Annotated in this window: 15 protein-coding genes and 1 pseudogene; 5 read left to right on the top strand and 11 right to left on the bottom strand. The window is 68.0% G+C overall.

Annotated elements, in window-relative coordinates; genetic code table 11:
• The 11 genes and pseudogenes from ABZS43_RS32020 to ABZS43_RS32070 form a co-directional block, all read right to left on the bottom strand.
• Positions 1–910, bottom strand: a pseudogene (locus ABZS43_RS32020) (2-nitropropane dioxygenase); the annotation flags it as partial.
• On the bottom strand, positions 907–2,907 hold the full coding sequence (locus ABZS43_RS32025; protein WP_355039729.1) for a beta-ketoacyl synthase: 2,001 nt from the start codon (positions 2,905–2,907) through the stop codon (positions 907–909). The pseudogene ABZS43_RS32020 and the gene ABZS43_RS32025, both read right to left, overlap by 4 nt.
• A complete protein-coding gene (locus ABZS43_RS32030) occupies positions 2,904–8,990 on the bottom strand; it encodes an SDR family NAD(P)-dependent oxidoreductase (protein WP_355039730.1) in 6,087 nt (2,028 codons plus the stop codon). Before ABZS43_RS32030 ends, ABZS43_RS32025 begins: the two co-directional genes overlap by 4 nt.
• A 29-nt stretch (positions 8,991–9,019) precedes the next feature.
• The gene (locus ABZS43_RS32035) at positions 9,020–9,625 is read right to left on the bottom strand and encodes an SGNH/GDSL hydrolase family protein (RefSeq protein ID WP_355039731.1); all 606 of its coding nucleotides are present in this window, start codon (positions 9,623–9,625) and stop codon (positions 9,020–9,022) included.
• Positions 9,622–10,875: an NAD(P)/FAD-dependent oxidoreductase gene (locus ABZS43_RS32040; protein ID WP_355039732.1), complete on the bottom strand. Its 1,254-nt coding sequence runs from the start codon at positions 10,873–10,875 to the stop codon at positions 9,622–9,624. Before ABZS43_RS32040 ends, ABZS43_RS32035 begins: the two co-directional genes overlap by 4 nt.
• A gap of 129 nt (positions 10,876–11,004) precedes the next feature.
• Positions 11,005–12,669 carry an AMP-dependent synthetase/ligase gene (locus ABZS43_RS32045; RefSeq protein ID WP_355039733.1) on the bottom strand — a complete coding sequence of 555 codons (1,665 nt, stop codon included), beginning with the start codon at positions 12,667–12,669 and terminating at the stop codon, positions 11,005–11,007.
• An 86-nt stretch (positions 12,670–12,755) separates the two neighbouring features.
• A complete protein-coding gene (locus ABZS43_RS32050; protein WP_355039734.1) occupies positions 12,756–13,688 on the bottom strand; it encodes a LysR substrate-binding domain-containing protein in 933 nt (310 codons plus the stop codon).
• A 168-nt stretch (positions 13,689–13,856) separates the two neighbouring features.
• Positions 13,857–15,116, bottom strand: coding sequence for a cytochrome P450 (locus tag ABZS43_RS32055; protein ID WP_355039735.1), 1,260 nt, complete (start codon positions 15,114–15,116; stop codon positions 13,857–13,859).
• A gap of 24 nt (positions 15,117–15,140) precedes the next feature.
• Complete coding sequence (locus tag ABZS43_RS32060) at positions 15,141–16,463, bottom strand: FAD-dependent monooxygenase (RefSeq protein WP_355039736.1); 1,323 nt, start codon at positions 16,461–16,463, stop codon at positions 15,141–15,143.
• On the bottom strand, positions 16,460–17,686 hold the full coding sequence (locus ABZS43_RS32065) for a cytochrome P450 (protein WP_355039737.1): 1,227 nt from the start codon (positions 17,684–17,686) through the stop codon (positions 16,460–16,462). Before ABZS43_RS32065 ends, ABZS43_RS32060 begins: the two co-directional genes overlap by 4 nt.
• Positions 17,683–18,921, bottom strand: a complete 1,239-nt coding sequence (locus ABZS43_RS32070; protein ID WP_355039738.1) for a cytochrome P450 — start codon at positions 18,919–18,921, stop codon at positions 17,683–17,685. The genes ABZS43_RS32065 and ABZS43_RS32070 overlap by 4 nt, the downstream gene beginning before the upstream one ends.
• 254 nt (positions 18,922–19,175) lie before the next feature.
• On the opposite strand from ABZS43_RS32070, the gene ABZS43_RS32075 reads away from it, so the two are divergent.
• The 5 genes from ABZS43_RS32075 to ABZS43_RS32095 are packed head-to-tail and all read left to right on the top strand — an operon-like array spanning position 19,176 to position 23,607.
• Complete coding sequence (locus ABZS43_RS32075; RefSeq protein WP_355039739.1) at positions 19,176–20,882, top strand: AMP-binding protein; 1,707 nt, start codon at positions 19,176–19,178, stop codon at positions 20,880–20,882.
• 45 nt (positions 20,883–20,927) lie between these two features.
• Complete coding sequence (locus ABZS43_RS32080) at positions 20,928–21,716, top strand: ferritin-like domain-containing protein (protein WP_355039740.1); 789 nt, start codon at positions 20,928–20,930, stop codon at positions 21,714–21,716.
• A gap of 14 nt (positions 21,717–21,730) precedes the next feature.
• On the top strand, positions 21,731–22,354 hold the full coding sequence (locus ABZS43_RS32085; protein ID WP_355039741.1) for a PaaI family thioesterase: 624 nt from the start codon (positions 21,731–21,733) through the stop codon (positions 22,352–22,354).
• Positions 22,355–22,384: 30 nt separating this feature from the next.
• Positions 22,385–22,648, top strand: coding sequence for an acyl carrier protein (locus ABZS43_RS32090; protein ID WP_355039742.1), 264 nt, complete (start codon positions 22,385–22,387; stop codon positions 22,646–22,648).
• On the top strand, positions 22,645–23,607 hold the full coding sequence (locus ABZS43_RS32095; RefSeq protein ID WP_355039743.1) for a class I SAM-dependent methyltransferase: 963 nt from the start codon (positions 22,645–22,647) through the stop codon (positions 23,605–23,607). Before ABZS43_RS32090 ends, ABZS43_RS32095 begins: the two co-directional genes overlap by 4 nt.
• The last annotated feature ends 18 nt before the right edge of the window (positions 23,608–23,625 follow it).

The raw sequence follows: 23,625 nt of genomic DNA on the forward strand, positions 1-23,625 counted from the left end.
ACCCAGGAGCGCGCACCCAATTGCCCACCCCACCGCCCACCCCCACGCTCGCCCCCGCCCCCCCGACCCGTACCGCGGCGGCCGCCGCGACGTCGCGCGCGACGCGATCGCGTGCCGCGATCAGCTCCGGCAGCAGGACCGTGAGCGGACGACGGTCGGTATGCCCGCCCGAATCGGCCTCGGCGGTGAGGTCGTCGGCCATCGGCACCCGTTCGGCCAGTCGCGCCTGCTCGGGGCGCAGATCGCCCGCCTCGACCAGTTCGCGCAGCAGATGCGCGGGTGCGGGGCGCAGGAACAGTTCGGCCACCTCTACTCGCGATACCTTGGCGATCACCCGATTCCCGGCGACGACGCGTCCGTCCCGGTCGCTGGTCAATCCGGCCGCGCGGTAGCGCACGACCTCGCGGGTCAGCGACATGAACGCCGAGGCCTCTACGCACCGCACCCCGTGGCGCAGACAGGAATCCACGATCGCGCGCTCCAGCGCGGGTTCGGACGGACTGTGGATCAGATTGCAGGCGAAGGGCCGGTCCGACAGTGTCTCGGCGAGTCCGGCCAGCGCGGCGTCGACGATCCGCGGTGACACACCGGCGGCGCCGTAGGACGCCAGGTACCCGGCCCGCGACATCGCCGACACCAGCGCCGGGGAGGCGATGCCGTTCGCCATGGCCCCCGCCGCGTAGGCCGCGCGCACCCCGTGTGCCGCGCGGAAACCGCTGTCGCCCAGCTGTTCCGGAGGCAGCGGACCGACCGCGGCGAGGATCCGGGCCCCTGCGGCCACCGTCTCGTCGGCAGTCGCGACGACGCGGTCCCCGTGCCGGATGATCCAGCACGGTCGCCGCAGGTCCCGCAGTAACGCGCCGATATCCGCGGTCGTCTCGGCGACCGCCGCCGTCCGTGCCGCGGTCATCGCGAAGCCTTCCTGTCGGTCAATTCGACGGCGAGATCGATCAGTTCGTAGATGCGCAGCCCCGGCTTCCACAACGAGCCGTCGGCGATGACGACGACACCGTCTCGGTCGCGCCGGACCGATTTGATGTGCGCCTCCAACTCCACCGTCGTGTCGGTCGGCAGGAACTGGCCGCGATAGCGCCAACTGAAGGCGATATCGCGTGGAATGCGGAAGACCGGGTCGGCCATGGCATCGGCGTAGCCCGCGTCGAGCATCCATTCCTGGATCGCGTGGATCACCGATTCCACCCCGAGCGAACCGGGGATCACCGGGTCCAGGTGGAAATGTCGGGCGAAGTACCAGTCCGAGGGGTCGATGACGCGCAACGAATGCAGGTACCCCTCGGCGAAATCGCCGCCGCCGTCGACAACGTCGACACTGTCGATCAACGTCAGGTTGCGGCGTGCGCACAGCGGCGCCGACGGGTCCGCCCGCCGGGCCGCGACATCGATGGAACGCACGGCGGCGGTGGGATTCTCGGACAGCCAGGTGGGTTTCGTCCGGCCCGCGTCGAGTCCGGTCTGATTGGCCAGCGCCTGATCGCTGAAGTACCCGAACATGGTTTCGCCGCGGTAGAACGGTTCGCCGTCCACGCTCAGCGTGTAGTCGAAGGTCTGCAACGAGGAGCCGGGCAGGATGGTGGTGGTCAACAGGCGCGAGGACTGTTCGATGGTGGCGTCGCGCAGATCGACCTGGCGCAGGACGGTGGCCGTGCCGCCCAGATTCCGCAGGCTGAGCGTGGTGTCCGGCTGGGTGAGGGTCGGGCCCGCGTAATAGCCCATCAGCAGTGCCGCCTGCAGCGAAGTCTCCATATAGACGAAATGCGGCATCGATTCGTTGGCGGTATCGGCGTAGTACCAGGAATCGGCGGGCGAATCGTATTCGGTGGTGTAGGAGGCGTCATCCAATCGGCCACGCTCGCCGTCGAATTCGATGACCCGGTCGACGAGCAGCAACCCGCCCGTCGGCAGACGCGTCGCCCGCACCCCGGTGTATCCGGCGAATTCGGGACCCATCGCGATGGCTTGGTCGCCGCGCGACAGATGGGTCATGTGGAATTCGTTGAGCAGCAGACCATGTGCCGCCGCGCCCGGTCCGACCGAGGCGCCGGAGGGCTCGACCACGGCAACGGTCACCTCGACCGGATTCGAGTCGGCGATCCGAGCGATCCCCGTGACATGCGGGCGCGGGATCAGATCGATCCGGCTGACGACGAATTCGATGGTTCCCGAGGTGATTTCACCGGCCGTGTCCACGCGCGCGGCCGAGACGAGTTCACCCTGCGACAGGCACAGCCACATCCCGGTGTAGAGCGCGAACACTTCGGCCGCCTGGACGACGGCGGCGCGGGCGTCACCGTCGAAGGTCGCCACAACGAGACCCTTGCCGCTGCCACCGCGCAATTCGATCCGATCCACACCGGTCAGCACGAGCGGTGTGGCGGCGGCGAGGCGGGCGGCTACCGGCCCCGCCCAGCGCCGGTAGCCGGGTCCGAAAACGCCGGCGATATCGGCCTCGGCGAGTCGCCGCAACGCGACCTCATCGAGCCGAGTGACGGCCGTGCGAGCGGGCGGCTTGAACGCGGCCTCCGGCGCGCCGGATGTCCCGATTGCCCGAGCGCTGACCGTCCCGGTCTCCTGGGCGCTGACCGTCCCGGTCTCCTGGGCACCGAGCGGCCCGGTCTCCCGAGCGCCGAGCGGCCACGCGTCGGTGACGGGCGATGACACGGCCCGCCGCCAGATGGCGCGCTGTAGCGCCACCTGCGCCGCCAGCGCGGCGCTATGGGCGTCCACCACACCGGCCCTGAGCTCACCGAATGCCCTGCGCACCACGTCGTCGTGGCCCGTGACCGGGGTACGACGCGCGATCGGCGCCGGAGCGCTCGGGGTGACAGGGGCCGGACGCGTCGGCGTGACCGGGTCGAAGGGTATTCCGTCGAAGTCGAGAACTGTCATGACATCCACTGCCTCACCGAGGTTCGAAACTTCTCCGTCAGATCGGGTGTCGTCACCACGGTGACGTCCGAGAAACGTTGCAGCACTGCGCCGTCCGTCGAGATGGCGGTCGCATCGATGTGAGCGTCGACCTGCCCGGCGCGCGGGTTGTCCACGACGAGCACGAACCGCTCGCCCGCGGGCAGCGGCCGGTAGTAGTCCACGCGGCCGACACCGAGCGGCAGACATGCCGAACCGAGGAGGCGATGCCCGAGCACCGGCGGTCCCTGCAGGATCAGGTCGGCCAGCACCGGATCGTGCAGCCTGCCCGCGTATGCCCCCGCGGCGACCGTGGTGGCGGGCAGGGAGCATTCGAGCACGATCGCCTCGTCGGAGGCGGCCAGGATCGAGCGCATGCCCTGCAGGGCGGGCGCGTGGAATTGCACCGCGTCGCGATAGATATCGTCCGCCGGGGCTCGCACTCCGTCGGGCACCGAGTGCCGCGGCGGCGTGTCGGGATGGTCGGCGAGGGTGAGCACGGCACGGAAATGCGTTGCGGCGGAGCCGATGACACTCGCGCGCAGCACGATGCCCTCGGCGCCGTCCGGTTCCAGTTCGATATCGAGTTCGTCCACCGGATGGTCGAACACGATCCCTTTGAGCACCTGGAAATCCCGTACGCCGATCACCGAACGGCCCGGCAGCCGACGCTCGGCGAGGTTGATCATCGCGCCGAGCCCGAAGGTCGCGGGAAGGACGATATGTTCGCCGATCCGGTGCGCGGCGATCACCGGTTCCTCGGTCAGCCCGGTGAGCGTCCGCCGGGCCCGCACCCGGCCGCGATCCGCCGAATCCGCACGCGACAGCGGGGTCGCTGGGCCGATGAGAACCACGGTATCGGCCGCGCGCTCCTCGGTGAACTGCTCGGTGAACGCCGCCGCTCCCCATTCCGGGGCGAGTAGCGCGATCCCGCGATCGACGAAGAATTCCCGCAGTTCGGGGGTGACCATGCCGCCGTCCCAGGCTCCCCAGTCGATCGCCGTGACATGGCAGCCGGGATTCGCACGTCGATAGCTCACCGCGAATCGTGTCAGCGCCTCGTTGGCGCAGGCGTAGTCGGCCTGACCCGCATTGCCGAACAGCCCCGCCACCGAGGTGAACAGGATCAGATGCCGCAATTCGCCGAGGGCGGCGAGTACCGCCGCCAATCCGCCGATCTTGGGCAGCAGGACCCGGTCGATCGATTCCTCGGTCTTACTCGCGATCATCGAATCCGCCAGCACGCCTGCCCCGTGCACGACGCCGGTGATCGAGGCCGAAACCGGCGCGAGCGCGTCCCGCACCGCGGCCTCGTCGGTGACGTCCACCGCGATATATTCGGCCCGTCCGTCCAGATCCCGCAGTGTGGAACGGATTTCGCGGGTGGCCCGGATTCCTGAGCAGTGCCGCTCGATATCGCGCGGCGTGCTGCCGGTGCCCGCCAGTGCGCGCAGCGCAGCCTGCTTGAGTTCCGCATCGGCGACGCCGACAGCCCATGGCGGTTCCGGCGAGAGTTCGGATCGCCCGAGCAGGACGAAACGCGCCGCACTGCGTTCGGCCAGTGCGCGAACACAGGTCGCGGTCACCCCGCGCGCGCCTCCGGTGACCACGAGTACGTCCTCTTCGGACAGCACACTCGGCGGCTGTTCGCTACCCGCGCACACCGTGGTGACCGAGCGCGCACCCGCGTATCCGCTCGGCACCGGGGTGCGGCGTTGCCCGATGGCATCGATGCCGACTTCCATGGTGTCGCGGGCGCTGTCGGACAATTCACGCAGTATCGCCTCGGCGAACTGTCCCCCGGTGACGGCGGGTTCGATGTCGAGTGCCCGGCAGAATATCGAGGAGTGCTCGGCGGCGAGGGTTTTCACCACCCCACCCGCTCCGCCGAGTAGCGCGGCGGCGGGTTCGGCGGTGCCGAGGAAGCCGAGCGCGCCGTCGAGGCGCGTGACCGTCACGAACGCGCTCCTGCCGGTGGCCGCGAGCAAGCGCGGGAGCACCTGCTTCGCGGTGAGGATGACATCGGTCAATCGACGGCGGGCCTTTTCCTGATCCGCGTCCCCACCCACCATGACGACACAGATATCCACGTCATCGGTTCCGGCCTCGGCGACGGAGCCAACGGTGCGCACCCGCCAGCCCCTGGCCGCAGCGGCCGCTTCGATCCCGGCGCGATCCGATTCGGCGTCGGCCAGGTCGACCACGAGCACCTTCGCCTCGGCCGGGTAGGGGTCGACGGCCACATCCACCGGCGGCAGCGCGACGGGCTCGACGATATGCCGCGGCGTCGACGCCGCGGCTTCAGCTTTTGGGTGGACATCACCACCGGTCGACGCGGCGAACTCGGCCACGATCTGATCCAGTGTGCGCAGCGTGCCGAGCTGCTCCGGGCCGAGGCTCGGTAGCTGCGGAAACCGTTGCTGGAGAGCGCCGATCACCTGCACCCGCTTGATCGAATCCACCCCGAGATCGGCCTCCAGATCACGACCGGGATCCACCATCTCGACCGGGTAACCGGTCTTCTCCGCGACGACCTCCTGGAGGGCGCGGCGAAGTTCCTCGGCGGAAGGCCCCTCGGAGGCCGCCGGAGTCGGTGCCGATACCCGTGGCGCGGATTCCGTTGCCGAGCCGTTGGACTCGACCGAGGCAACGGCCGTCGGCACGGCGGTTCCGGCATCGCCGGTATCCCCGGCGTCGTACGCGACGGGGGCGAAGCTCTGTTCCTGTGCGGTGACGATGCGGCGTTCGGGAGCCGGCTCCGGTAGCGCGGACGGTACAACCCGCTGCGACGGGGCACGGACAGGCGCGGCGAAACCGCTCTCCAATTCCGCCAATTGCACCAGTACATCGACCGCGTGCGTGTGACTCGCGCTGATCGTGACACCGTGGTCCTTGACGGCCTCGATCGCCCGGACGGTGAACTCGTCGAGCGTGCCGTTGCTCAGCGCACCGGCCAGACCGCGGGCGATGTCGAGCTGACCGTCGAGATACTGGTTATGGGTGCGCAGATGCTGCGCCAGCGCGGTGTCGAGGGTCAGGGCATCGGATGCCGGGGCTGCCGAGATCGCGTACGCGTCGTGAGCGTCACGGGCGACAGATTCGCGCGGTTGCGGGGACGGACGCACGGAGGTGTGCGATGCGCCATTGGACTGTGCTGGCACGACTGGCCTTTCGACTTCTCGAAGGTGTGCGGTGGCGGGTGCCGCCGCCGCGTGGGTGAGAACCGGTTCGGGCGCGGCCACGCTGACGCGATAGCCGTCGCCGAGGGCGGCGGCGTAGGCCTCCCGACGGCTCTGCGGCACGTACTCCGGCGCCGAGAGCGGAACCGTCATACCGGGTTTCGATGTCGCGGCGGCCGGCCGCGGCGCGCCGTAGCGGTTGATCTCGCGCAGCTCGACACCGAGGACGGCCAGCCGTACCGCCGCGCGTGCGAGCGCGAGGCTGCCGTCGCCGACCGGTCCCGAATCCGTCGCGATGGCGACCGCCTTGTCGCCGAGGGTGCGCCGGACCAGCGAGGTGAGCACCTGTTTCGGGCCGAATTCCACGAAGATCGTGCATCCGTCCTCGTACATCGCGGTCAGCGCTGCGGCGAATTCCACCGGCTTGCTGAGCTGTTCGGTGAGAATCGCGCGGTTGCGCGCCTCGTCCTCGCCGTAGCGCACACCGGGGGTGTCGGCGTAGACGGTCGCGTCCGGCGCCGCGATCCGCACCGCGCCGACCGCTTCGGCGAACGCCGTCACCGCGTGACCGACGTAGGGGGTGTGGAACGCGCCCGATACCGGCAGCTCCCGGGTGACGATCTCGCGTTCGGCACACCGCTTCCCCACCGCGGCGATCCCCGCCGCGCCGCCGCCGACCACGACCTGGTCGGGTGCGTTGTGGTTGCAGATCCACACATCGTCGATGTCGGCGATGATCTCCTCGGTGGTCTCGCGGGTCGCGCCGACCGCCATCATCGTGCCCGCGTCGACACCTTCTTCCGGTGTCATCGCGACACCGCGCGCTCGTGCCAGCCGATGGAAATCCTCGGTCTCGAGCGCGCCGGAGGCCCACAGCGCGGTCAGTTCGCCGAAGCTGTGGCCGAGGTAGCCGTCCGCGCGGAAGCCGAATTCGGTCAGCACCCGGAACTGTCCGGCCGACATCGCGCCGATCGCGGGCTGCGCGAATTCGGTGCGGCGCAGGGTCAGTTCCTGCTCCGATCGTGTCTGCTCATCGAATGCCGGGGGCGGGAACACCACCGACGACAGCCGCCGAGCCGCGCCGGCGAAGGCCGCGTTCGCGGTATCGAATGCCGCGCCGACCGGCGGATTGTCCAGTGCCGCTGCGGCTCCCATGTCGACGTATTGGCTGCCCTGACCCGCGAACAGCGCACCGACCCGGCGCTGCGGCAACGCGGCGGAACGGAAGTACACGCCCTCCGGATGGTCCCACTGGGCGGCTTCCGGGTCGCGGATCAACTCGTCGACGGCCAGTTCGCGCAGATGATCAGCGCTGTCGTCATCCACCGAGACGAAACCGATGCGCGCGTGATCCTCGGGAATATCGCCGCCGTCGCCGGGTTCGACGCTGCGCACCGCGTCGATCAGCCCGGCCACATCGGGTGCGTGCCACAGGTGGGCGCGCGGCGTGCGATGCAGCACCGAACCGCGCCCACGTTGCTGGTCGGCCTCCTCGAGTACGAGGTGGAAGTTGGTGCCGCCGAAACCCATCGCCGAGGCTGCGGCACGACGCACCGGACGCTGCGGGTCGAGAATCCAGGGGCGGGTTCTGGTGTTCACGTAGTACGGCGCGTCGGGCGCGCTGATCTCGGGATTGGGCGCGTCCACATTGATGGTGCCTGGCAGCACCTTCTGATGCAGGGCCAGTGCGAGTTTCATGACGCTCGCGGTGCCCGCCGCGCCCTTGGTGTGCCCGATCTGGGATTTGACGCTGCCGAGCGCGGCGAACCCGGTTTCGGCACTGGCCTCCGACAGCACGCCCTTCAGCGCGGTGAGTTCGGTCTTGTCACCGACCGCGGTGCCGGTGGCGTGGGCCTCGATGAGTTCGATATCGGCGGGCGAGCATTCGGCGTCGGCATAGGCGCGCTGCAATGCCAATCTCTGGCCCTCCGCACGGGGGGCGTAGATACTCTTGGCGCGTCCGTCGCTGGAGGAGCCGAGACCGCGGATGACCGCGTAGATCCGGTTGCCGTCACGCCGCGCGTCGGACAGCCTGCGCAGGGCGAGCATCGTGATGCCCTCGCCGAGCAGGGTGCCGTTGGCCGCGTCGGAGAACGGGCTGATCCGCCCGGTGGGCGAGAGCGCGCCGACCTTGCTGAAGCACAGGTAGATGAAGATGGTGTTCTCGGTGTCGACACCGCCGGTCAGCACCATATCGGCGCGGCCGTCCTGCAATTCGGCGATGGCGGTGCGGATCGCGGCGAGCGAGGCGGCGCAGGCCGCGTCGACGGTGCAGTTGATACCGCCGAGGCCGAGCCGGTTGGCGACCCGGCCCGCGACGACATTCGCCAGCAGGCCGGGGAAGGAATTCTCCTCCCACGGCGCGAACGCGGCGACGAATTTGTCGGCGATCGCGTCGGCGTCGCCCTCGGACAGGCCTACCGAACGCGCCGCCTCCTTGAGCACCGGCGTCGACAGTCGTGCGGCCAGCGGATGCATCAACGGCACCGGACCGGTGGTGCCGAGCACAACGCCGGTCCGGCTGGGGTCGTACCAGGGCGAATCCACCGCGCCCGCGTCGATGAGCAGGTCACGCGCCACCCCGAGACTGAGCGTCTGCATGGTGCTGGTGACTTCGAGTTGGTTGGGCGGAAGCCCGAATTCCAGTGGGTCGAAATCGATATCGGGCAGGAAGGCGCCGCGCCGGGAGTAGGTCTTGTCGGCGGCGGCCGGATCCGGGTCGTAATAGTCGTCCAGGCTCCATCGCGACGCGGGCACCTCTTCGGTGCAGTCCACGCCGTCGACGATGTTCTGCCAGTACTCGCGATGATTGCGGGCCCGCGGCAGCAGGCCCGACATCCCGACGATGGCGATCGGGTTGCGTGCCAGTCGTCTGTCGTCCGTCACAGGAAATTCCTCTCGAGCAGCGATGCGGGTCAGGCGGCGACGGTTGTCGCCGTGACCGAGGCGATGACCTCGGCCGCGCCCGCGGCGAATAGTCGATGGCCGAGCGGGCTCGGATGCAGACCGTCTTCGGTCCAGACCTCGGCCCGTTCCCATTCGGGCCGGGCCGCGATGTCGAGCAGTTCGGCGCCGGTGGTCGCGGTGACCTCGGCCAGCGTGGCGTTGGCGTAGTCGAAGCGTTCGCGCAGCAGGCCGCGGAAACCGTCCGGCACCGGGAGCCGGGCCGGGATATCGGGATAGCTCGCGGTGAAAACCGTTGCCCCCGAATCACAGAGGGTGCCGAATATGGTGTGCAGATTGTCCGCGAAACGGTCGGGCTCGAAATCGCTGACCAGGTCGTTGACACCGACGACGACGCCGTACACGGTCGACCGCACCGCCAGCGCCGGGGAAAGCTGGTCGGCGACCACCGCGGTGGTCGTCGCGCCGTGCACGCCGAGATTGCGCACGGCGGCGGACCGCAGGCCGAGTTGGCCGCCGAGCCGCGCCACCCACCCCCGGTACCCGCCCGCGCTCGCGGGATCGCCCCTGCCTTCCACGAAACTGTCGCCGAGGGCGACCAGACCGGCGGCACTCACGCCGACACCGCTTCGGTATTGGTCACGTGCCGGTCGGCCTGCGGAAATCCGACCTGTTCGTACAGTTCGGCCAGCTGCTGTTCCCCGAAGAACTTGTCCGGCGGGTACAGGCCCGCGATCAGACCGAAGAATTTCTTGGAATAGTCGGGGCTCATGCTCGCCGCCCGGAACACCGAATCGTAGTACGGGGTGAGCGTGAGTTCGGAAATACTGCGGGTCAGCTCGTAGGTGCTGGCGCTCTGCGCGTCGCGCTCGCGTTCGTATTCGGCCAGGGCCTGCTCCATCGGACGTGCGCCCGACAAGCCTTCGTGGGCCAGGTCGGCCAGCAGCTGTCCGTATTTGAAGGCGTCGGTGATGCCCCAGCCGGTGAAGGGGTCCTTGTGGTAGCCGGCATCGCCGACGAGCGCCCAGCCGGGACCGAAGGAACGCCGCCGGTAGTTGTCGGGGTAGAGCATCGGCCGGAACTGTTCGACGCGTTTGCCCGTATCACGCAAGCGCGCACCGATTTCCGGGTCGATCTGGTCGATGATCTCCTGCACGCTCCCGTCGGGATCGGCGCGGAACTCCCGGAAGCGATCCCGCTTGCGCATCACCGCGACCAGGTACTGATCGTCATTGGTCGGCCAGGCCGCGAACTGCTGCTCACCGAAGCCGGTGCGGTGCTGCATACCCCAGTCGATGCCCTCGTAGTAGGAGTAGTAGACGAAGCACGCGGCGGCGGAACCGTCGTACTCCTGCGCGCCGACCTGCTTGGCCACCGTCGAATTCGATCCGTCGGCGCCGATCACCAACTGCGCGCGGAACTCCCGCTCGGCCCCGTCGCCGACCCGGCCGCGGATACCTGTCACCCGATCGCCGTCGAAAACCAGTTCGGTGACGGCGAAGCCCTCGATCACCTCGGCGCCGGATTCACCCGCCGCCTCGACGAGGATCTTGTCCAGCACGGTGCGGCGCGGGCAGTACACCGCGTCGATACCGTCGGCGGACGGGTCGGCCATGCCGTTGATGACGATATCGGTGTAGGTGAAATTGAGGTTGCGCACGGGCGGGCACCCGGTGGCAACCACCCGATCCAGCAGCCCCCACGAATTCAGCAGGCTCAGACCGGCCTGGTGGATGTAATGGGTGGAGGGAGTGTCGCTGGGAAAGGTGGCCCGGTCCACGGCGAGCACGCGGTAGCCGCGCCTGGCGAGCAGCATCGCCAGCGGTGCGCCCGCGACACGAGTTCCGACAACAATGACGTCGTACATGGTGGCATCACTTTCGGTAGTCGAATGACAATTCGAGTCTGTCGCCGCGGATAGCCGTGAACCAGTGGGCGCAGCTGTAATTCATCGGGCGATCGGTCTCGGCTATCACGCGAATGATTTCCCGGGAATTCACCCGCGAGCAATGTAGAGCTGATCGATATCGCCGGAATAGGCCGATTCGATCGCGGCCCTGCGCAACTTCCGCGACGAGGTGAGCAAACCGTTGTCGACGGTGAAATCACCGTCGACAATCCGGAACGCGCGAATGGATTCCGGACGCGAGACGAGCGAATTCGCCTCGTCCACCGCATGCTGGATCGCGGCGGCGGGATCGGCGTCCGGATTCGCCGCGCGCCAGCGTTCGACCTGCGGCGGATCGAGGGTCACCAGCGCGGTGACGAAGGCGCGACCGTCACCGACCACCATGCAGTTGCTGACCAGCGGGTGCAGCCGAACCCGGTCCTCCAGCGGGGTGGGAGCGACATTCTTGCCGCCGGAGGTGACCAGGATTTCCTTCTTGCGCCCCGTGATACGCAGGAAGCCGTCGTCATCGAGCTCGCCCAGGTCACCGGTGTGCAGCCAGCCCTCGGCGTCGACGGGCCGCTGATCGGCGGCGGCGCCCCAATACCCCGGCGAGACATGCGGACCGCGCACGAGCACCTCGCCGTCGGGGCCGATGCCGACGGAGGTGCCCGGAATCGGGCGGCCGGTGGTGCCCAGGCGATTGGTCTGCGGCGCGTTGACCGTCACCGCGGTCGCGGCCTCGGTCAATCCGTAGCAGTTCAGGATCACCACACCGAATCCGGCGTAGAAGCCCGAGGTGGAATCATCGAGGGACGCGCCACCGGAGATGACGTGGCGCAGCCGGCCGCCCAGCGCCGCGCTGACCGGATTGTCGGTGAGCTCCGGGGTCGAGCCCGCGCCGAGCAGCGCGAGCCCGCGGGCGACCGCCTCCCGCTCGGCGTCCTCGGTCACCAGGGTGCGACAGAATTTGCGAATCTTCTCCAGCCCGTAGGGAATCATGGCCAGGAAGGTCGGGCGCAGCCGCGGCAACGCGGGCACGAGATCGGGAATCCCCGGCAGCAGGTAGGTCTGCGAGCCGCCGACCAGGCACGCGAACAGAATCGTCTGACCGAAGACGTGGGCGAGCGGCAGGGCGAGCACGGTGGTGCCGTCGAACATCCGGCCGGTCTGGCGCACGGTGTTGGCCGAGGAGACGAACATATTGCGGTGGGTGATCATGCAGCCCTTGGCGACCCCGGTTGTGCCGCTGGTGTAGACGATCATGGCGAGGTCGTCGGCGCGGACCGCGGCGGTCCTGGCATCGAGGCCGGGGGCGACCGGCGTGGTCGTCCACGTCGCGATCTCGGGGAATGTCCATGCCGTCGGCGCGCCCGCGTCCACAAGACGCTCGGCGTCGGCGGCGTCCTCGGCCGCGAAATACGCGCTGCCGCTGTCGGAGAGGATGTGCTTGATCTGCACCGGCGACGAGGTCGGGTAGATGGGGACGAGGACCGCGCCGATGGCGAGCACCGCGCAGTCAAGCAGCGCCCACTCCAGCGTGGTGCGCCCCAGTACCGCGACCCGGTCGCCCGCCGCGACGCCGCGCGCGAGCAGCGCCGAGGCGACCGCTCGCACGGAGGCATCGAGGTCGGCACAGGTGAGGACGGTTCCATCCGCGGCGCACAGGGAATTCCGTTCCGGATTCCCCGCCGCCGCCGCGGATATCACCGAGTACAAACCGGCGTCGTCCGGCAGATCTGATCCGTTTTCGGTGATCGAGACACTATTCACCCGACCAATTCTTCTCGGCCACAACGAATGATGTCCGCGCTATACCTCCTTGGCGACCGCGCGAATGTCAAATCCTATCGACGTGGTCATGCGGTTGCCGCGCGCGCAATATCGATGCGTGGGGATTCGGCCGATTCTACGCATTCGAGAAAAAGTGATACCGCCGGATTCGTCTCGGCCGCGAGCCACACCGCGTAGAGATCGAGTGTGGGAACCGGATCGAATAGTTTCACCGCGACCGTGCTGCTGTCGGGGGCGCCCATGCCCATCGACACCGCGCGCGGCAGTGAGGCGAATCCGACCAGCGGCCGTACCGACACCATATGCGCCGTCGCCCCCGGATCGTCGGCGGTATGGACCACCTCCAACGAGATCCGTTTATCGGCGGCGGCCTGGAAGATCGCGTCGTACATCGCCGGACACTGCTCGCGGGCGAACAGCACGCATTCCTGCGCGTCCAATTCGGCGAACGGCACACCGGGCCGGTCCGCCCACCGGTGCCTGCGGCCGACGACCGCGACGAGCGGAACCCGGTGCAACAGTCTCCGATACCGGAATTCGGTGGTACTCGGATGTCCGTAGACGAGTGCGACATCCAGCGAGCCGTCCATCAGGGCGGCCAACTGCGGTCCGGTGCGTTTCTCCCAGAGCGACACCACGATATCGGGATGTCTGCGGGTCATCCGCTCCAGTGCGTCCGGCACCACATGTCTGCTGGCGGGCAGGTTGTACCCGACGTTGAGCGACCCAGCCCGCCCGGCCGCCGTAGCCTTCGTCAACTTCGCGGCACGATCCATCTGGGCCACGATCAACCGTGCCTGACTTTCGAATTCGTAACCGGCGGGTGTCAGCTTGACTTCATGCGAGTTGCGTGAAACAAGCTGAACCCCCAGCGATTTCTCCAACTTCTGCAACTGCGTGCTGAGGCTGGGCTGCGTGAGATGCAAGCGCTGCGCTGCGCGACCGAAGTGCAGCTCTTCGGCGATCGCGATGAACGAGACCAGATGTCGGAACTCCATGCCGACTCCTTCCGGGTACCCGATACGCTAGCTTCGCCAAGTAACCGAGCATGAACCGAACCCGCACAGCACCTGCCCAGTCAGTTGCGGATCGGTGAACCGAATCCGCAGTTCACCGGCATGTGATAGTGGGCTCGGCCCCAACCTCCGCGGAAGGCGTCGCGGCACTCAGGCCCGGAACGCGGTCGGCAGCGCTTCCAGGCCGCGAATGACGACATTGGGTTTGAACGGTGGCGTGTCGGAGAGTAATTCGATGGTGCGCACCTTGCGCAGCAGGACGTCGAGCAGGATCTCCATCTCCAGCAGCGCGAGCGGCGCGCCGAGGCAGTAGTGGATGCCGAGGCTGAAGCCGAGATGTTTGGCGGCGGGCTTCATCCGGTCGGCGTAGCGCGCGACATCGGTGCGGTCCGGATCGGCGAAGGCCGCGTCGTCGCGGTTGGCCGAATTGATGAGAATTACCACACCCTCGCCCTTCTCGAATTCCTGACCTGCCACCGTGATCGGCCGCGTCGCCGCCCGCGTGGTGATCTGCACCGAGGGCTCGAGGCGCAGCAGTTCGTCCGGGGCGTAGGCCGTGAGGCCGGGGTTCTCCCGCATCGCGACGATCTGATCCGGATTGCGCATCAGCCGCAACATGCCGGTGCCGATCAGATTCGCCGTCGTCTCGTGACCGGCGACGAACGTGGTGATGCAGGTGGCGAGCAATTCCTGTTCGGTGAGCACATCGCCGCGGTCCTCGACCTGCGACAGCACGCTGAGCAGGTCATCGGTGGGGCGCGCCCTGCGCTCGTTCAGCAATTCGCGGAAGTAGGACATGAAACCGCGCGAGGCCGCGCTGCGGGCCCGAAGCGATTCCTCCGGCAGGGTGTAGTCGTGGTCGAAACCGCGCGCCAGATCCTGCGACCACTGGTGCACCCGGGCGTAGGCGTCCTCGGGAACGCCGATCAGCTCGCAGGCGATGACGAGCGGCAGCGGGTAGGCGATCATCTCGACCAGATCGAATTCCCCTGCCTCGAGCGCGTTGTCGACCAATTGCTCGGTGAGCTGTTCGATCCTCGGCCGCAGCCGGGCGACCATGCGCGGGGTGAAACCCTTGGTCACCAGATTGCGCAGCCGGGTGTGATCCGGCGGCTCCATCCACAGGAACGAGGTCGGCAATTCCTCCGGCGCGTCCTCGGGAGACACCGTGGGATGCATCATCCCCGCCTCCTCCGCATGGCTCCACGCGGTGGTGGAGAGCACGGCGGCGCAGTCGTGGTAGCGGGTCAGGACGCGATGACCGAGCGGGGTCTGATGCACCGGCCCGGCCTCGCGCAGGACGCGGGCGGGTGTGTACGGATCGGCTCGGCCTTCGGGTCCGAACAGTTTCACGAGGGCGTCCTGGATCGCGGCGTCGCGGTCGGAGACGACCGTTGTCTCGGCGGTCATATCGGGTGTTGCCTCCTGATCGAGTTATCGGTCATCGTTGTTTCTCCTGCCCGGCAGCAGGATTCGGCCGGCGAGCGCCGGGCGCAGCAGCGCGGCGGGCGGCTCGACGAGGTTCGCCACGCGCAGGAAGGTGCGCGCGACGCGAGCGTCGGTATGCGCGGCGCGATGGGCCGCGCCGACATAGGCGTTGGTCAATCGAATCCGGGCGGTGCGATCACCGACGACCCCCGGATACCTGAGATCGGAACCGGTCGACATCTGCCAGGCGACATCGACCACGCGTCCCGCCTCGGCGTAGAAGCGCGACGGCAGATCCGAGGTGCCCGCGGCCAGACAGTCGCGCAATGCCAGCGCCTGCTGCGCGGCCACCGACATGCCCTGCGCGTAGAGAGGATTGAAACTGCATACCGCGTCGCCGACCGCGAGGAATCCGGTGATCGGCGCGGCGGTGCGTTCGTAGCGACGGCGCACCGAGTGCCGGAACCGGTGCGGAACACCGTCGTCGAGCGGTTCGGCGGCGGTGACGATCTCGTGGATGTCGGGCGCGGCGAGAGTTGACGCGAATTCGGCGAAACCGGCACGGTCGATCGGCGGATGATCGCCGAGCATTCCGGCGAGCGTGACATGCCAGCGGTCGTGTTCGACGCGGATCGCACCGCCGCCGCGACCGTTCGGACCGGTCGAGATGATCACCGAACTGTGATCGTCGAGCTGCCCCGGACTGCGGCGGTAGAACCGGGACGCGTAGCCGAGATCGACGTCGACCCGGTCTTCGGCGGGCGGTGCGACGCCGAGCGCGCGCAGCCAGTCCGGCGCGCGCGATGCCCTGCCGGTGGCGTCGACGACGAGATCCGCGCGCAGTGTCCGCTCCTCGTCGTCGCGGGAGACGACGACACCGGTGACCGCACGAGCCGTGCCCACCAGCGCGCGGGCCGCGGTTCGATCGCGCAGCGCGATGCCGGGAATCGTCAGTGTGCGTTCGCGGATCACCGATTCCAGTAGCGGCCGGGTCGCCATCAGGGAGGTCAGCCCGGTCGGTGTCGGCCTGACCCGCAAACCTCCGAGATACCACCGGGTTCCGAGTAGCGCCTCGGCGGTCGGCGCGCCGAGGGCCGCGGCCTGCGCGGTGAGGCCCGGGTAGAGCTCCTCCATGATGGTGCGTCCGCGATCGAGCAGGCCGTGCAGATGCCGCGCTTGCGGGACACCCCGGCGCGGACCGTCCTGGTCGAGCGGATCGCGCTCGACCAGGGTCACCCGCTCGACGTGGTCGGAAAGTACACGAGCGGTGAGCATTCCGGCGATTCCCGCGCCGAGGACGATCGCGTGCGAGGAACCGGAGCCGCTCATCGCCGCAGCGCCACCGGAAGGGCGGTGATCCCGCGATGGATCAGGCTGGGCCGATATTCGACCTCATCGGCGGCCAGTTCGACGGCCGAGGTGCGTTCGAGCAGGGTGCGCACCGCGGTATCGGCTTCGATCCGCGCCAACGGCGCGCCGACACAGTAGTGAATGCCGAGACTGAAGCCGAGATGTTTACGGGCGGGGCGGTTTCCGGCATACCTGGTCACGTCGAAGGTGTCCGCGTCGGCGAACACGCGATCGTCGCGGCCCGCCGAGGCCGTGAGCACAACCACCCCGTCACCGCGCCGGAATTGCCGGTCTCCGACCACGGTGTCGGCGAGGGCTACCCGGATCGTGAACTGCGTGGGGGCGTCGTAACGCAACATCTCGTCCAGCGCCGGCGCGATCAGATCCGGGTCCTCGCGCAGCAGCGCCACCTGGTCGGGATTGCGCAGCAGCGCGAGCATTCCGTTGCCGATGAGATTGATCGAGGTTTCCATCCCGGCGACCAGGGTCAGCAGCGCGATGCCGATGACCTCGGGTTCGGTCAGCGCACCGGCGACCGAGGCCGCGACGAGTTCGCCCAGCAGATCCGAACCCGGCTGTTCCTTCTTGCTGGCGACCAGTCGCGCGAAATAGCCCATACATTCCATCGCCGCCGTACCGCGCGCGGCCACATCATCCGCGCCGAGCAGCCAGTCGGGATCGCTGCCGCGGGCGATCGCCAACTGCCACTCGCGAAACAGCGCGCCGTCGGCCGGATCCGCGCCGAGCAATCGCACGGGAACCATCGCGACCGCCAATGGCACCGCGAGATCGTTCAGGACGTCGAGTTCACCGCGCTCGAGCGCACGATCCACGAGTTCGCCCACCACCCGGCCCGCGAGCGGTGTCATGTCGCCCATGGTGCGCGGGGTGAACGCCTTCGCGACCAGTTTCCGGTAGCGCCCGTGCTGAGGCGGGTCCATGCGGACGAACGAACCGGGGATCGCGGCGGTGGTGTCGCGGAACGGGCTGATACCCGCGCTGTAGCCGTGTCCCCACTCCGAACCGGTGAGGACCTGGGCGCACTCCTCGTATCGGGTGACCACGGTGACCGGCACATCACCGAATTCGAACGGGAACAACGCCGCCGCGTCGCGCACTCGGCGGTAGGCGGGGTACGGATCGGCGCGCTGATCCGGATCGAAGGCGTCGAAAGTGACGCCGGTGGGGAGTGCGGTGCTCATCGGGGCTCCATTCGGACACGAAGTTGCGACATGCCGCGCACGACCACATTCGGCCGGTACGGCGGTTCCTCGAGCAGGGTCATCGACTCGACCCGCCTCGCGATGGCGCGCAGGACGACCGACATTTCGAGCCGGGCCAGCGGTGCGCCGAGGCAGTAGTGCAGCCCGAGTCCGAACGACAGGTGCCGTTCGGATCGGGCGCCGCGCGCGTAGCGGGTGATATCGAAGCGATCGGCGTCGGGGAAGGCGAGCGGATCGCGGTTCGCCGAGGCCATCATTACGATCACCGCGTCGCCGGGTGCGAATCTCCGCCCCGACACGGTGATGTCGGCGTGCGCGGTGCGAGTGGTCAGGTGGACAGGCGCGTCGTAGCGGAGCACTTCGTCGACGGCGGGCTCGCACAACTCGGGAAACGACCGCAGCCGCTGGAATTCCTCCGGGTGGCGGATGAGGGCGAGCACGCCGTTGCCGATGAGATTCACCGTCGTCTCGTGGCCCGCCACGACCAGGATCAGCAGGGTGCCGAGCAGTTCGGTGCGGGTCAGCGCCGCGCCCGCGTCCTCGGCCTGGACCAACGCGGTGATCAGATCCTGCCGCGGCTGCGCGCGTCGTCGATCCACCAGATCACCGAAGAATTCGAGGAAGGCGTGCACGGCAGTTGTCCGGGCGGCCAATTCGTCCGGGGACAGCAGCACGTCCGGGTCGAGGCCGCGGGCGATGGCCACCGACATCATCCTCACGTGCTCGTGCGCCTCCTGCGGGACACCGAGTAGTTCGCACACCATGGTCAGCGGCAGCGGGTACGCCAGCGCGTCGAGTAGGTCCACCTCGCCCTCGGCGAGGATCTTGTCCACCAGATCCTCGGTCAATCGCTCCGCGCGCGAACGCATTCCACTGATCGTGCGGGCGGTGAAGGCCTTGCCGACCAGCCCCCGCAGCCTGGTGTGCTCCGGGGGTTCCATCCAGAGGAACGATCCCGGCAGTTCGACATCGCTGTCGCCGTGCAGGAGATCGGGTTCCTCGGCGTGACTCCAGCGAGCGTCCTGCAGGATCGCCTGCGCCTCCCCGTGCCGGGTGACCAGCTGGGTGTCGTGCGGGCCCGGCACGAACGGACCGGCGGCGCGCAATATCTCATAGCTGCCGTACGGATTGTGTCGCATATGCGGCGCAACGCTCTCGACGACCGCGATTTGCACGGGGGTCGGCGCCGCGATCGCGGAATGGTCGGAAATCACCGGCAACTCCTGGATACAGAATAGGTGCAATTCACGCTTCGGCGCTGACCTACGGGAAGGCTTGCAGACCAGCGCATTCGAGAACAATCGTGCCATCGACCGGCGGGGATGCCTCGGCAATCGACCGCTTCTATCGCGTCATAGCAGAAATACTCGATCGCCCAGAACAATTGCGTGATCGCGGATATATATCGAACCGCTCAATTCATGATGTGTTCAAAAGGTCGTCACAATTCACTGTTGTCGTTGCCATCATGAATTCTGCGGATTCGGCCGAAACCCTGCACGGCCTGCTGGCCCGCGTCGCCGCCGACCACCCCCTGGTGCACGCCCGGTTCTGGTCGGTGGCCGAATCTCTGAGCTATCGCGAACTCGATCGGGCGGCGCGCTCGATGGCGGCGGCGCTGGTCCGGCGCGGTATCCGCCGCGGCAAACCGATCGGAATCCTGTGCCCCAACGCACCGGAATTCCTGATCAGCCTGTTCGCGATCACCGCGGCGGGCGGTGCCGCGACTCCCCTTCCGCTGCCGGCCGGCGCCAAGCAGGCCGGCGCCTATCCCAGGAAATTGGCCGCCATCGCCAAGGCCGCGGCGATGAGCACCATCGTGGTCTCGCACCGTTTCGCCGATCTGACCGCACTGATCACCGACGTGGTCGATGCCGAATTACTCGATACCTCGACATTCTTCGGCCTCCGCGCGGACACCGCGGACACCGAGAACACCGCGGACACCGAGAACACCGCGACGCCCGAGACACCACTGCCCGAACTCGGCGGCGACGATCCGGCCATCGTGCAGTTCACCTCGGGCAGCACGGCGATGCCGAAAGGCGTACGCCTGACCCATCACAACGTCCTGAGCGGGCTCGCCGCCATTCGCTCCGGCATCGAACTCGGCCTAGCGGATCAGGGCGGATTCTGGCTGCCGCTGTTCCACGATATGGGCCTGTTCGGCACGCTGTCCGCCGTCCTGCGCGGTATTCCGGCACACGTGTGGTCGCCGCTGTCCTTCGTGAAAGACCCCGCCCGCTGGCTCGGCGAATTCGCCGAGAGCGGGGCGACCATCACCGCCATGCCGAATTTCGGCTACGAGGCGTTGCTGGCCGCGGTGCCGCCGGAACAGGTCGCCGACTACGACCTGCGCCGGTGGCGGATCGCGTTCAACGGGGCCGAACCGATCTCACACGAGGTGGTTTCCGCGTTCTGCTCGCGTTTCGCGCCCGCGGGTTTCGCGCCCTGCACCATGTTCGGCGTCTATGGCATGGCCGAGGCGACGCTCGCCGTCGCCTTCCCGCCGCTCGGGCGCGCACCGGTATTCGAATGGGTCGACCGCGCGCGACTTTCCGATGCCCATCGCGCCGAGGCCGTCACCGCCGACGCGCCGGGGGCGCGCGCGGTGGCGGCCGTGGGTTCGGCCGTCGCTGGACTCACCCTGCGGATCGTCGCACCGGAGACAGGAGCCGAACTGCCCGACGGCGCGGTCGGTGAAATCCTGATTCGCGGCGCGGCCGTCACCGCGGGTTACCTGACCGCCGATCCCGCCGGAGTCGCCGACCTGATCACCGACGACGGCTGGTTGCGCACCGGGGATCTCGGATATCTGCGCGCGGGCGAACTCTTCGTCACCGGCCGCAGCAAAGACATGATCACCGTGCGCGGCGCGAACTATTACGCCCAGGACGTGGAGGCCGCGATCGGTGATCTCGACGGCATCTACAAGGGCCGGTGCACGGCCGCCGCCGATCCGACCGGCGCCGACGTCATCGCGCTGATCGCCGAATCCGAACGCACCGGCGCGGACGCCGACCTGCTCGCCCGCGATATCCGCGACCGCGTGGCGGCCGAACTCGGCCTGGCCGCCGTGGAAGTACATATCGTCGCCCCGCGCAGCATCCCCCGCACCAGCAGCGGCAAACTCCGCCGACTCGCCGCCCGCGACCTGCTCACCGCCGGTCACTGACGCATCCCGCCACTTACGCACCGCCCCCAACGATCTGGAGCCACGATGCACAGTTACGACGTGTTCCGCCACTACGAGCGGCTGCACTGGCGCCTCGCCGACCTGGATCTCGACGCGATCGACCGCAGCCTGGTACGTCCCGAGTACGTCACCCTGGCCAAGAGCGCCACCATGGGTGAATCCAACGTGATCGCCGCCGTCCACGGATTCATGAACGAATTCGTCGACGATTACGACTTCTCCACCTTCGCCGTGATCTGGGGCTACCAGGAAGTGCAGCACCACTACGCCTTCCGGGCGTGGCTCGGCGCGGTCGGAGAAGCCGTGGACGAGAAGGCCGTCGATTCCATGCGCGAGCCCTATGCGCCGGGCACCACCCCCTCGGCCACCCTGGCCACCAACATCATCTCCGAACTCACCGTGAACCACATCTATCGCGCGGTCTCGAACTGGGTGCGGGAGCCGGTGCTGAAGAAACTGCTGCTCGACGCCAGTCGCGACGAGGCGGGCCATGCCCGCGAATTCATCCACTACGCCACCGAGCGCCTCCAGCGGCGGCCGGAGGAACTGCCTTCGGTGCTGGAGACGCTCTATGTCTACAGCTCCGAAGCCAAGATCAAACATCCGGTGAGCACCTTCAAGGCCGGCATCACCGAACTCGGCGACCACGAGACCATCGACACCGGATTCGATTTGTTCCTCGAACAGGTCGCCGCCGAGGGGGAACTGGATGTGCTGCACGACAAGGTCCGCCGGACCTTCGCGAATATGACGGGTCTGGACCTGTCCAGCAATGCCAGGGTCCGCCGCGCGCTCGCGGACGCGCTGGTCTGAGCCGGATCAGCGATATGGATCAGGTAACGATCGCGGTTCCGTGGTCGGTCATCCCCGACTACCGATGCTTCGGATGCTCCCCGCACAACACCGGCGGCCTGCGGCTCACCTTCACCGCCCACCCCGACGGTCTGCAGGCCAAGTTCCGGCTCGGCCGATCGTTCGAGTCCTATCCGGGTGTCGTGCACGGCGGACTCACCGGCGTGATCTGCGACGAAGTGATGGGCAATCTGATCGTGCTCGCGCGGCGCAGGCCCGCGTTCACCGTGTCCCAGCGCACGCGGTTCCTCACACCGCTGTTGGTCGATCGCGAATACACCTGCGTGGCAAGCCTTTCCGGCAACAACTCGGACACCCTCATCCAGGGCGCGGCCGAAATCCTCGACGCCGACGGCGCGCTGTGCGCCGGATCGACCGCCACCTATCAGCCCTTCGACTTCCGTGATGCGCGCCACCAGCTGCGGCTCGACGACGAGGAGGTCGCCCTGCTCGACCGGGCTCTGCTCGACACCGAATCGCGCCATCGCGCACATGAACACCGCCCTGCGACGAACACCGCCCTGCGACGAACACCGTCCCGCGATGAACACCCGCCCGCGATGAACACCCGCCCCGCAATGAACACCGCCCCGCAATGAACACCGTCCCGCAATGAACGGAGCACTGCCATGACCGCGAATACCCCCGACGAGATCCTGCGGACCGTCACCGCCATCGCCGTCGCCGAAACCGGGATCCCCGAGGCCGAACTGCGTCCCGACGTCGACCTGCGCGCGATGGCGGGCGTCGACTCCGTGCGGGTGCTGCGCATGGTCGCCAAGATCGAGCGCACTTACGATATCGAACTCGAGGACGAGGCCGTCTTCGGTATGTCCACCCTCGATGACGTGGTCGCCGTGGTGGACAGCGAACTGCGCCAGGCCGTCTCGTGACCGTCGACAGCGCGCCCACCGATCTCGAAACCACCGATCGCGAAACCGCCGACCGCGAAATCACCGACCGCGAAATCACCGACCGCGAAACCGCCGATCGCGAAACCAGCGGCGGCGAAACCAGCGGCGGCGAGGTCGCCGATACCAATCAGCACTACGACCTCGACCCCGACATCTTCGGTCAATTCCTCGATCCGCTGCGCAAATACAGTTCGGGCAGGTACCTGTCCGAGGAGGACACTCTCGAACAGGCGCAGCGCAACAAGTTGCGCTTCGTCGCCGAGCGGCTCGGATTGCGCGGCGGTGAACGCCTGCTCGATATCGGATGCGGCTGGGGTTCGCTGATTCTGTACATGGCCGCCGAATTGAAGTGCGAGACACTGGGTGTCAGCCCGGCGCCACGCCAGCACGACTACATCGCCGAACAGGCCGCCGCCCGCGGCGTCACGGACCTGGTGCGCACCAGGGTCGGGCATTTCGAACGTCTCGACCTGCCCGCACGCGGTTTCGACGCGGTGACCATGCTGGGTTCGATCGTGCACATGCCCGATCTGGACGAGGTATTCCGGCGGGCACGGGCGGTGCTGCGCCGCGACGGCAGGCTCTACGTGTCGGAGAGCTGCTTCCGCAATGCCGGGATCCGCGCCCGATTCGATGACAGGGCCGGTACCGATTTCGTGCGCGAGGACATCTTCGGCTGGGGCGATCTGCGACCGCTGTCGGATCTGGTGACCGCCGCCGAGGACGCGGGCTTCTCGATCATCTCGGTGGACGACCTGACCGACGACTACCGCCGCACCATCGAGGACTGGATCACCAATGTCGAGGCCAACGCCGCCTCGATCGACGCGCACGGCGCGGGCCTGGCCGAGCGGCTTCGGCACTACCTGGAAATCGCCAACGCGGGCTGGGGGTACACCACCAAGCATTACGCGCTGGTGTGCCGCAACGCCCGCTGATACCGGAGGACATGAGGT

This window comes from Nocardia sp. NPDC005366 (assembly GCF_040606855.1).
In the GTDB taxonomy this organism is placed as follows: domain Bacteria; phylum Actinomycetota; class Actinomycetes; order Mycobacteriales; family Mycobacteriaceae; genus Nocardia.